The organism is Brevundimonas sp. 01N35 (assembly GCF_056399785.1).
Window position 1 is genome coordinate 1 of sequence record NZ_JBFTRZ010000019.1, and the last position, 11,417, is coordinate 11,417.

Genomic DNA, 11,417 nt, shown 5'->3' on the forward strand with positions numbered 1-11,417 from the left:
CCGCCCGGTCCGTTGCCGAACCCCGCGGGCCGCTCGTTGCAGAGCGAGGCGCGGATATACGGACCCGCCCCCGACTCCACAAGCCTTGAATGACGGAAATACGAAAAACCGAACGAACACGAATCGCCCGACAGCAGGCCCACGCCGCCACCCTTACCCCGCCGCTATATAGGTGCGCAGGCTTTCGGCTTCGCGCGTCGCCTCGGCGATCTGGCATTTGACGACGTCGCCGATAGAGACGACCCCGGCCAGGCGGCTGTCGCGCAAGACCGGCAGATGGCGAACGCGGCGGTCCGTCATGCGCGCCATCAGGACGGCGACGGTCTCTGCAGGCTCCGCGAAGATCACTTCGGTCGTCATATAGTGGGAAGCGGGACGCTTCAGCGCCTCGGCGCCGTCCCGCGAGATAGCCTGGACGATGTCCCGTTCCGAGAGAACGCCGAGAACGGCGTCTCCGTCACAGACGATCAGGGCGCCGACCCGCTTGCGATGCAGTTCGGCGCACGCCTCGATCAGAAGCCTATCGGGCGACAGGGTGAAGACAGCCTCCCCCTTGCCCTTGAGAATCTCGGCGACCAGCATGGCGGCTCCTTCCCTTACGAATATGGGGGGCGACCGCGGACCGGCCGCTATAAGCCGCAGGATCGCTCAGACCCCGCCCGGAAGCAAATCCTCTCGCGGCCCGAACCAACGCCCCAAGGGGCCCATCGCCAGAATGCCGATCAGGAAACCGAATGCGTGCGCTTCCCAGGCGATGCTGGCCCCGGCCGCACCGGGCGCAAGGCCGATCAGCCCCACGACCAGATTGGCGACCATCCAGGCCGACGCCTGCTTCAAGACGCCAGGATGGAATAATGGAAGCACCCGGCCATGCCCGCCCATGAGGCGGGTCGCCGCGCCGATCAAGCCGAACACCGCCCCCGAGGCGCCGACCAGATTGCTCATGCTCCCGGGATGGCACAGCCCATAACCCAGGGCGCCCACGGCGCCGCTCACTATATAAAGGGCGATGAAGGCCAGCGGCCCCAAGCCCTTGGACAACAACCGGGCCACCGGCGTGCCGAACGCCAGGGCGCCCACGGCGTTCATGGCCACATGGGGCCACCCACCATGCAGCAGCATGGAGGTGAACAGGCCCGTCCACCGCCCCTGCCACAGGTCAGCGGCCCGGAAGGCCATCGCCATACCGTCGTCCGGCAGACGCTCCTGAAACCAATAGAGCACGGGCATGGAGGCGGCGATCAGCACCGCCAGGAAGGGCGCGTTGAAGATCCGCTCGCGCTGGGGGTGGGTCGGTTCGTCGGCTGAACTCTGCATAAGCCTTGATGGACAAAGACCGGCGCAATCTCAAGTCGATCTTAAGACCCGCGTTCCAAACTGGCACGCGGGTTGCTTGGCGACCCGAAATCGCCCCTGCGGAGTCCTGCATGCCGTTTCAAAGACTGACCCTGACCGCCGCCGCCCTGGCCCTGCCCTTGCTGGCGGCCGGTGTTGCGTCCGCGCAGTCTACGGGCTCGGCCGGCGCCGCACAGTTCCAGGCCGGATACGGCGGCTCGCGCTACACGACCGCCCAGGCCTTCAGCGGTTCGACCCGCGACGCCAACGGCAATCGGTTGATCGTCAACGGCATCATCCAGTCCGGCGCCAGCAGCTACGCCAGTTCCTCCGCCGGCGTCTCGAGCGGCTACGCCGGCGCGGGTTCGTCCAGCGGCGGGACGGCCATCGGCGGCGCGACCGCCATAGGCAACAGCTTGAACGTCGTGGTCCAGGGCAACCGCAACACGGTGATTATCAACTCTAGCCAGACCAATACCGGCAATATCACGGCCGGGACCGCCCTGAACGGGACCCTGAACTTCTAATGGCCGCACATCGCTTCTCTCGCCCGCTGCGGGTCGCCGCCGTCGCGGTCGCCGCCGCCGGCGTTCTGGCCGGTTGCGCCAGCACCAGCGCCGGTTCTTCCGGCCGCTATGCGACGCCGATCGGCAACGCTCCGGTGACATCGAACCCGACGCCCTATTCGACCGCCCTCTATTGCCTGGCCGACTATGCGCGTCGCTACAACCTGCCGTCGCCGCGCATGGCTGTCGGTCGGATCAGCGACTACACGGGCTCGGTCTCCGCCGACGGCGGGCGCCAGATCACCCAGGGCGCGTCGCTGATGGCGAACACCGCCCTGGCCAAGGCCGGCGCGCGCATCGTCGAGCGCTACGACACCTCAGTGTCGGAACTGGAGCTACGCTACGCCAACAACAAGCTGATCAGCGACGACCAGCCCAACGGCGGGCCGCAGGACGCCGCCTACCGCCGAATCCTGGCCGGCCAGGTTCCGGGTTCAGACTTCTATGTCGTCGGCGGCATCACCGAGGTGAACTACAATATCCGCTCTGGGGGCTTCGACATCGCCGGCGGCGAGCTCCACGAGAAGGGCGGCTCAGGCATGCTGACCGGCAAGGTCTTCGTCATGAACGTAGCCATCGACCTGCGGCTGGTGCAGACCACCACGCTCGAAGTCGTCGATGTCGTCTCCTATCAGAAACAGATCGTCGGCCGCGAGATTTCGGCGGGCGTGTTCGACTTCCTGAACGGCAACGTTTTCGACATCTCAGCGGGAACCAGCGGCCTGGAGCCGGTGCAACTGGCGGTTCGCGCCCTGGTGGAGCGCGCGACGGTCGAGTTCATGGCCAACCTCTACGGCGCGCCCGGTCCCGAGGTCTGCCTCAGCCCCGCCAACGACCCCTTGGGCGACTCTGCCGTCGGCCCGACCGGCGGCTACTACCCCGCCTATGCCAATACGGACATGAACAATGGTCAGACTCGCGCCGATCCGTCTCGCTGGCACGATCGCCGCGACGGCGATGTGCGTCGCGGCCGCTACTGAGGTCGCGGCCCAGGATCGCGGTCTGGTCCTGAACAATCAACTGCAACTCGGCGAGGTCGTCGCCGGGCAAACGCTGAACGTCGTCGATGTCAGCGATCAGGTGACCATGTCCGCCGCTGCCCACGGCAACAGCCTGATCGGCGGCGCGGACGGGCAGGATCTTGACGTCCGCACGTCGCAGGACACGCGGAACGACATATCGGCCTCGACCTCGCTGACCCTGGAGGGCGACACCGGACGGGTGACAGCCGCCACCCAGGCGCATGGCAACTATCTGGCGGGCACGGCGACCAACGCCCAGATGGCGATTGACGCGACCCAGACGGTCAGCGGCGACGTCACGGCGACGAGCGTCATCACCGAACCCGACGCTCGCATGGTCGGCGGCGGTCAGATCGGCGCCGCCGCTTACGGCAACGCCGTCGCCCTGACGGCCAGCGGCTTGAGCGGCGACCGCGCTTCTCTGGTAGGGACTATCGACCAGACCGTCACAGGCGAGGTCCGCGCGAACAATCAAGCCTCGCCGCGCTTCGTGCGTGATCCCGCCGAGTTCTCCAGCCACGCCGTCGCCAACACCGTTCAGGCCACCACTGGCCGCAACGCCAATCAGGAGTTGGAGGTCCGGCAGCATTCTTCGGGCGCCATGGTCGAGGCCGGCACAGGCGTCTGGGCCGGCAACGGCTGGAATCTGGCCGCGCGCGCCCACGCGGGCGGCAATCAGGCGACCTTCTACAATCAGGGCGGGTCGCTGATCCCGACCACGGCTCAGGATAACAGCGCCGATATCCGCGGCGCGGCCCAACTCAGCGCCTATGATTTCGGCAAGGCCACGGCCTCGGCCAGCGCCCTCGCCAACGAAGTGACCATCGGCAACAACGACATCTATGTCGACATCGACAACACCCAGATGAACACGGGCGGGGTCGAGGCGAGCGCCTCCTTTACCGGGCAAAGGGGCTACGACGCCTATGTGGGGGTCAACGCCGCAGGCAATTCGATCACCGGCTACGCCTGCGCCGAATGCGACGGCGATCTCAACGCCCGCAACGTCCAGACCAATGCGGGGAATGTCAGCGCCGTCGCCAATACGACGATCAACGGATGGGGCCGCAACGTGGTCGCCGGGGCCAACGCGGTCGGCAATGCTGCGACATTTTACGTCACCCGAACGGGCCGAAATTAACATTCGGTAACTTGAGACAGTCAAGGACCTTTGTCACTCTGATCGAACGTGCATACGCCGTTGCACGCGACCATCGACGTGCAGGGCCGCAGTCAGTCCCGGGGGCAGCCTGATCGCACAGGGTTCGGAGTCTCACTGAATGCGATCGCCTCGCCACCTGCTGTTGCTTGCCGCCTCCAGTCTCGCCCTTCTAGGCGGCGCCGCCCTGCCCGCCGTCGCCCTGACGGCCCCCGCCGCCGTAGCCGCGCAGGACGCCCAGCCATCCAAGCCCTGGGCCCAGGTCGCCAGCGACATTCGGGCCGACCCGGCCGTGCGCTTCGGCGTCCTTCCGAACGGCATGCGCTACGCTATCATGAAGAACGCCACGCCTCCGGGACAGGCGTCGCTGCGTCTGCGGATCGACGCTGGTTCGCTGATGGAGAACGACGACCAGCTGGGGCTGGCCCACTTCATGGAGCATATGGCCTTCAACGGCACCACGAACGTGCCCGAGAACGAACTGCTGCGCATTCTTGAGCGTCTGGGCCTGGCCTTCGGCGCCGACACTAACGCCTTCACCAGCTTCGACCAGACCGCCTATACGCTGGAGCTGCCGCGCACCAACGACGAGACCGTCGACACCTCGCTGCGCATCATGCGCGAACAGGTGTCCGAGGCCCTGATGAACGCTGCCGACATCGACGCCGAGCGCGGCGTGATCGAGGGCGAGGAACGTCTGCGCAACACACCGGGCCTGCGCTCGCTCAAGGCCCAGATCGCCCTGCTCGCCCCGGGCCAGCGCCTGTCGAACCGTCTGCCGATCGGCGACCTCAGCATCATTCGCTCGGCCCCGCGTGAGCGTTTCGTCGAGTTCTACAACGCCTACTACCGCCCCTCGCGCGCGACGATGATCGCAGTCGGCGACTTCGACGTCGATCAGATGGAAGCCAAGATCCGCGCGACCTTCTCCGACTGGCGCCCCAAGGCCGCCGACGGCCCGAATCCCGATCTGGGCAAGGTCGTCCCGCGCTCGGCCGAGACCCGCATCCTGGTCGAGCCGGGTGTTCAGTCCTCGATCCAGCTCAACTGGATCCGCAATCCCGACCTGGACCCCGACACCGTCGCCGAACGCCGCGACACCTTCATCCAGAGCCTGGGTCTCGCCGTTCTGAACCGCCGCCTCGGGGAAATCGCGCGCGGCGACAATCCGCCCTTCATCACCGCCAGCGCCGGCAAGGGCAGCCTGTTCGACACGGTCGACCTCGGCAGCGTCTCGGCCAACTTCAATCCGGGCGGCCTGAATCGTGCTCTCGAGACCATCGAACAGGAGCAACGTCGTCTGGTGCAGTTTGGCGTGACCCAGGCCGAACTGGACCGCGAGATCGCCAACACCCGCACCGCGCTTGAAAACGCCGTCCAAGCGGCCGCGACGCGCAGCACCCCCGCCCTGGCCAACGGCCTGCTGGCGGCGGCCAACGACGACCGGGTCTTCTCCTCGCCCGCCACAAACCTGGCGCAGTTCGAGGCCGTGGTGAAGGACCTGAAGGCCGAACAGGTCAGCACAGCCGTGAAGGCGGTGTTCGAAGGCTACGGCCCGCTCGCCCTGGTCGTCACGCCCGAGGCGATCGAAGGCGGCGAGGCTGGCGTCACCGCGGCGCTGCAGGCCAGCCGCGCGGTCGCCGTCACCGCCCCCGCCGTCCAGGCCGAGCTGCAATGGCCCTACGCCGACTTCGGCGCCCCCGCCGCGCCCAGCAGCCGGACCGAAGTGGCCGCTGTCGGCGCCACGGTCGTGGCCTTCCCCAACGGCGCCCGCCTGACGATCAAGCCGACGGACTTCAAGGATCAGCAGATCCTGATCTCGGTCCGCACCGGCATCGGCGACGAAAGCCTGCCGACCGACCGCATCACGTCCCAGATGCTGGCCCCGTTGGTCTTCACGCGTGGCGGCCTGGGCAAGCTAACGGCGGACGAACTCAGCCGCGTCCTGACAGGCAAGATCTACAGCGCTGGTTTCGCCATCGATGACGACGCCTATCAACTGTCGGGGGCGACCCGTCCGGCCGATCTGCAACTGCAGATGCAGGTGCTGGCCGCCTATCTGACCGATCCGGGCCTGCGCGCTGCGCCGTTCGAGCAGATCAAGGCCTTCTTCCCGCAGATCCTGACCCAGCAACTCGCCACGCCGGGCGGCGCCTTCGGCATTCAGGCGGCCGGCCTGCTGGCCAGCGGCGACAAGCGCGAAGCCGTGCCTTCTCCGACCGAAATCGCCGCCTTCACCCTGGACGAGATGAAGCAGGGCGTGATTCAGGGCATGGCCTCGGGTCCCATCGACATCGTCATGGTCGGCGATGTGAAGATCGATGACGCGATCGCGGCGGTAGCCTCCACCTTCGCCGCCCTGCCGACGCGCGCCCCGGCGGCCCAGCCCCTGCCCGGTTCGGACCTGCGCCGCTTCCCCGCACCGACGGCCCAGCCCGTGCGCCTGACCCATACGGGTCCGGCCGAACAGGGCCTGGCCTACATCGCCTGGCCGACCACCGACGCCGTCGACGACCGCACCGAAGCCCGCAAGGTCAGCATCATGGCCGAGGTCTTCAAACTGCGCGTGCTGGACGAAATCCGCGAGAAGCAGGCCCTGGCCTATTCGCCGCGCGTCTCGTCCTCCTCATCGGACGTTTACAAGGGCTACGGCTCCATCTCGGTCATGGCCGAGACGGCGGCGGACAAAATCCCCGCCTTCTACGCCGCCGTGGATGCGATCACCGCCTCCCTGCGCGACATGCCGGTCACGCAAGACGAACTGAACCGCGCCCGCCTGCCCGTGATCGAGGCCCTGCGGCGCAGCCAGGCCGGCAACGAATACTGGCTCGGTCAGTTGGAAGATCTGGCGGCCAAACCGGCCTCGGTCGAGCAGATCCAGACGCATATCAGCGATCTGGAATCCTTCACCATCGCCGATATCCAGGCGGCTGCGCGCCAGTATCTGAAGCCGGGCACGGCGTGGAAGGCCGAGGTCGTCTCGGTCAACGCCCCGGCCAAGTAGGGGTCCGCGACGCTGACGAAAAAGGGGCCCCGATCCAGCGGATCGGGGCCCTGGTCTTCTGGCCTATCGACGGAGAGCCGATGACGGAAATCTAGTCCAGCCCACCTGACGCCAGGCTGAACGCCGCATTCAGAAGACCCGGCCGCCGACGCCGCCGTCCAGCATGATGACCGCGCCCGAGGCCACGGCCCCCGCGGTCTCGACCATCTCCTCACGGTATTCGGTGTAGGATTCCTCACGGATCATGGTCAGCACCTTCACGCCCGCGCCATAGCGGCGCAGCAGCGAACGCTCGTTGCAGTCGCGTTCCTGCTTCTCGGGACGGCATTCCAGCATCCCGCCGCGGCCGTACCAGAGGGCCTCGCGCTTGTTGCAGTTCAGGGTTTCGCCCCGACCGCCCATCTCGTCGCCGATGGTCCATTGCAGCTTGGTCCCGGCGATGCAGCGATACAGTTCGCCTTCGTAGTCCATGGCCACGTCGCGGCCCGGTCGGACCTGCGAGGCCGGGTGCGGCACGGCGCGGTCGTCGATGCACAGGGCCTGGATGACCACGCGCTTCTCCATCCGGCGCGAGGCGGTGTAGGGGACCCGTACCATCTGCGTGGTCGAGCCCTCGACCGTCAGGCCCTGGATCGTGGTGGGGTAGGGCTGATCGACGTTGAAATAGGCCCCGCCGCCCCCGCCGACGATCACTGTCGCGCCGCTGCGCGACCCGGCGAAGGCGCGCGCCGAAGCGCTGGCGTTCGCGCTGGCGTTCACATTGACGTTCACGTTGACGCCCCAGCCGGGCGGGTCGAAGGGCGGGTCTGCGGGCGGCCTACAGCCGCCGCCACACGGGGGGCTCGGAGGCGGAGGCGGGGGTTGGCACGTTCCCCCGCACTGGGCTGCGGCCGTGTCGGCGATCGCCATCAGGCCGATGAAGGCCCCGGCCGCCGCCAGCAAAGTCTTGATCCGCACCCGCATGGGCTGGACTCCTGCATTGATCTTCGCGCCGTCCCTGCAAGTCGCGGGCCGGTCCCATGCACGATGAAGGCGCAAATGCCTTGCGTTTCCGTTGCCCTCGACCGCCGACGCGGCGCACGCTGTGCCATCCTGACGCGCCCGCCCCGCCGCCTCGCGGCTTCAGGGGTGCGGGCGCAGGTCCCGGGCGTATCGCCGCCAGTTCTGGACATAGTGCTGGGCCGAGACACGCAGCGCCTCGATCTGTCCTTCATCCAGTTCCCGAACCACCTTGCCGGGCTGCCCCATGACCAGAGAGTTGTCGGGAATGATCTTACCCTCGGTGATCAGGGCGTTGGCGCCGATCAGACAATTCTTCCCGATCCGCGCGCCGTTCAGAATGACCGCTCCGATCCCGACCAGGCTGTTGTCGCCGATGGCGCAGCCATGCAGCATGGCCTTGTGGCCCACCGTCACGCCCGTTCCGATCGTCAACGGCGCGCCGACGTCGGTGTGCAGGATGCTGCCGTCCTGAATATTGCTGTCGCGCCCGATGACGATAGGGTCGTTGTCGCCACGCAGCACCGCGTTGAACCAGATGCTGGCGCCAGGATGCAGAATCACGTTCCCTAGGACCGTTGCACTTGGCGCGATCCAGTATTCGCCCTCCGGCGGAAACTGCGGCCTGCTGTCGCCAAGACTGTAAACACTCATCCGAACACCGCCTATGTTTCAAAAAATGAAGGCTTTAAGCCTTCATAAACTACGTTAGCATCATCCTGTTGATGCGATTCGAGGTCGCCATTTCGGCCCCGGATCCGAAGCCGGATCAAGCCCGGTCCGGTCAGATACTGGAGAATGCGCGTGGCGTGTTCGCGACCAGTCCCGGGACGGCGACGCCTCTGCTGCGGCGACGACCCCGCGACCGATCCGACCGGCCGCCGCACGATTCCGGCCCACTCCTCCCCCACCGTCGTTCAAGGCGAGTCCCTGTCGGGCTCGCCTTTTTTCTTGCCCTGGAGGCGTTCATGACCAAGCGTTCGGCCATCAAGCATCAAGTCCGTGAAGGCGTGCTGGATTCGCGAGAGTTCCTGCAGGACGCCAAGGTCCGGCGATTGCCGCCCCGCAACGGATGGTCGCCTCACCCCTCCAACGACGACCGCGATCAGGCCTACCTCAAGACGCTGAAACCGAAGTCGGACGGCCAGGCCGAACTGATGACGGCCGTCGACGCCCACAATCTGGTGCTGGCGCTGGGCCCGGCAGGCACCGGCAAGACCTACCTCGCCGTCGCCAAGGCGGTCGAGGCGCTGGAGGCCGGCAAGGTCGGCCGCATCGTCCTGTCGCGGCCCGCCGTCGAGGCTGGGGAATCCATCGGCTTCTTGCCCGGCGACATGGAGGACAAGCTGGCTCCCTATCTTCGCCCCCTCTACGACGCCCTGTCGGACCGTCTCAGCATGAAACGGGTCAAGGCGCTGATGGCCGAGGGTCTGATCGAGATCGCCCCCATCGGCTATATGCGCGGCCGCACGCTGAACAACGCCTTCATCGTCGTCGACGAGGCGCAGAACTGCACCTATGTCCAGTTGAAGATGCTGCTGACCCGACTGGGCTGGCACTCGACCATGGTCGTGACCGGCGATCCGCAGCAGTCCGACCTTCTGCCAGGCATTTCGGGCCTGTCGGACATAGCGGAGCGGCTGGAGGCGGTGCCGGGCATCGCCGTAGTCCGCCTGGCCGAACGCGACATCGTGCGCCACCCCCTGGTCGCGAGCATGATCGGCGTCCTGTAAGCCCCGATCAGGACGCGGATGCGCAAGAGGCCCGGCGAGCGATCACCGGGCCTCTTTTTCATCACATCACGTCGGCCAGGGCCGCCTTGGGCTCGACCTCCGGCTTCTTGCCCGGCGGCGGCATGCGCGCGCCCATCCGGTCGATCAGGGCGAAGACGAACGGGTTCAGCGAGATCGACAGCAGGGCCGCGGCCAGGATCAGGTCGTGGGTCTCGCGGCTCATGGCGCCCAGTTGCATCGAGATGGCGGCCAGAATGAACGAGAACTCCCCGATCTGGGCCAGACTGGCGGCGACCGTCAGACTGGTCGCCCGGTCCAGCTTGAAAGCCGTCGTGATGACCAGCGCCGCCAGGGATTTACCGATGATGACGATGCCCAGAACGCCCAGCACCGCCAGCGGCTCGCGGACCAGAATGGTCGGATCGAACAACATCCCGACCGAGACGAAGAACAGCACGGCGAAGGCGTCGCGCAGCGGCAGCGACCGTTCGGCGGCGTTGTGGCCCAGCGGCGAGCTGTTCAGCACCAACCCGGCCAGGAAGGCGCCCAGCGCAAACGAGTGGAACAGAGCATAGGCGACCCAGGCGATCCCCAGCGCAATGGCCAGCACCCCCAGGGTGAACAATTCCCGCGACTTGGTGTGCGCGATCCGGACCAGCACCCAGGGCAGCGCCTTGGCGCCCACGACCAGCATGACGCCGACAAAGCCCGCGACCTTGATCAGCGTCCATCCGATGGACTTGGCCAGTGCGACCCCGCTCAGCGTTTCGCCAGGCGCGATGATGAGCAGCGGGAGCAGAACCAGGGCGATCACGATCACCAGATCCTCGACGATCAGCCAGCCCATGCCGATACGGCCGGCGTTGGTCTTCAGCTGTTTGCGCTCTTCCAGCGCGCGCAGCAGCACCACGGTCGAGGCCGTCGCCAGGGCGAAGCCCAACAGCGCCGCTTCAACGTCGCCAAGGCCGAGCACGAAACGGCCGAGGCCCCAGCCCAGGATGGTGGCGGCCGCGATCTGGACGATGGCGCCGGGAATGGCGACCTTGCGGACCTGCATCAGGTCCTTGGGCGAGAAATGCAGCCCGACCCCAAACATCAGCAAGATGACGCCGACCTCGGCCAATTGCGGCGCCAGTTCGGTGTCGGCAACAAAGCCGCCCGTGAAAGGCCCGACGACGACCCCGGCCACCAGATAGCCGACCAGAGGCGACAGCTTCAGCCGATTGGCCAACATGCCGAACACGAAGGCGAGGACGAAGCCTCCGACCAGGGTGATAATCAGGCTGTCGGCATGCGGCATCGGCGCTCCTGCGTCGGGCGAAAGGTTCTTATGGGGCTGGAAGCCGTTATCTGGGGGCACAGGGCCGCCACCGCAAGGCTTACGCCCTAGTTTTACCGGGATGAAACCGATTTGGAACCGTCAAAGTTGCCTGCGCGACGACGAGTCGCGCCGCCTCGTGCTGGCACGGGCGGTGGAGGGCTGGGCGGGGCGCCGGGCCTTCGCCCGGAGAGGATGTAGTTTTACCGTTTCGACGAAAGCAAAGCGCCCCGCGCGAAGAGTTGGACATGAGCTCGGGGCAGGCGCCGCTGTTAGCGGCT

The 11,417-nt window shown here is 66.8% G+C and carries 10 protein-coding genes; 5 read left to right on the forward strand and 5 right to left on the reverse strand.

The window, feature by feature from the left end:
* Positions 1–153: 153 nt before the first annotated feature.
* Together AC1DJ5_RS14280 and AC1DJ5_RS14285 are read right to left on the reverse strand one after the other, a co-directional pair.
* Positions 154–582 (reverse strand): CBS domain-containing protein, encoded by a 429-nt coding sequence (locus AC1DJ5_RS14280; protein ID WP_441455629.1) that lies wholly within the window; start codon positions 580–582, stop codon positions 154–156.
* A gap of 66 nt (positions 583–648) precedes the next feature.
* Complete coding sequence (locus AC1DJ5_RS14285) at positions 649–1,317, reverse strand: rhomboid family intramembrane serine protease (protein WP_441455630.1); 669 nt, start codon at positions 1,315–1,317, stop codon at positions 649–651.
* A gap of 110 nt (positions 1,318–1,427) precedes the next feature.
* Here AC1DJ5_RS14285 and hfaA point away from each other — a divergent pair, with 110 nt between their 5' ends.
* From hfaA to AC1DJ5_RS14305, 4 genes are all read left to right on the forward strand, one after another.
* Positions 1,428–1,862 carry a holdfast anchoring protein HfaA gene (gene hfaA, locus AC1DJ5_RS14290; protein WP_477021018.1) on the forward strand — a complete coding sequence of 145 codons (435 nt, stop codon included), beginning with the start codon at positions 1,428–1,430 and terminating at the stop codon, positions 1,860–1,862.
* Positions 1,862–2,881, forward strand: coding sequence for a holdfast anchoring protein HfaB (gene hfaB, locus AC1DJ5_RS14295; protein ID WP_477021019.1), 1,020 nt, complete (start codon positions 1,862–1,864; stop codon positions 2,879–2,881). The genes hfaA and hfaB overlap by 1 nt, the downstream gene beginning before the upstream one ends.
* Positions 2,808–4,064 carry a holdfast anchor protein HfaD gene (gene hfaD, locus AC1DJ5_RS14300; RefSeq protein WP_477021020.1) on the forward strand — a complete coding sequence of 419 codons (1,257 nt, stop codon included), beginning with the start codon at positions 2,808–2,810 and terminating at the stop codon, positions 4,062–4,064. Before hfaB ends, hfaD begins: the two co-directional genes overlap by 74 nt.
* Positions 4,065–4,203: 139 nt before the next feature.
* A complete protein-coding gene (locus AC1DJ5_RS14305) occupies positions 4,204–7,086 on the forward strand; it encodes a M16 family metallopeptidase (protein WP_477021021.1) in 2,883 nt (960 codons plus the stop codon).
* 129 nt (positions 7,087–7,215) lie between these two features.
* Here the strand turns inward: AC1DJ5_RS14305 and AC1DJ5_RS14310 are convergent, their stop codons facing one another.
* Both AC1DJ5_RS14310 and AC1DJ5_RS14315 read right to left on the reverse strand, forming a co-directional pair.
* Positions 7,216–8,049: a hypothetical protein gene (locus tag AC1DJ5_RS14310; protein ID WP_477021022.1), complete on the reverse strand. Its 834-nt coding sequence runs from the start codon at positions 8,047–8,049 to the stop codon at positions 7,216–7,218.
* Between the two features lie 159 nt (positions 8,050–8,208).
* Positions 8,209–8,739: a gamma carbonic anhydrase family protein gene (locus AC1DJ5_RS14315; protein WP_477021023.1), complete on the reverse strand. Its 531-nt coding sequence runs from the start codon at positions 8,737–8,739 to the stop codon at positions 8,209–8,211.
* 302 nt (positions 8,740–9,041) lie between these two features.
* Here AC1DJ5_RS14315 and AC1DJ5_RS14320 point away from each other — a divergent pair, with 302 nt between their 5' ends.
* A complete protein-coding gene (locus AC1DJ5_RS14320; protein ID WP_477021024.1) occupies positions 9,042–9,818 on the forward strand; it encodes a PhoH family protein in 777 nt (258 codons plus the stop codon).
* 61 nt (positions 9,819–9,879) lie between these two features.
* On the opposite strand, the gene AC1DJ5_RS14325 is transcribed toward AC1DJ5_RS14320, so the two are convergent.
* Positions 9,880–11,118 carry a cation:proton antiporter domain-containing protein gene (locus AC1DJ5_RS14325; RefSeq protein WP_441455641.1) on the reverse strand — a complete coding sequence of 413 codons (1,239 nt, stop codon included), beginning with the start codon at positions 11,116–11,118 and terminating at the stop codon, positions 9,880–9,882.
* Between the last annotated feature and the right edge of the window lie 299 nt (positions 11,119–11,417).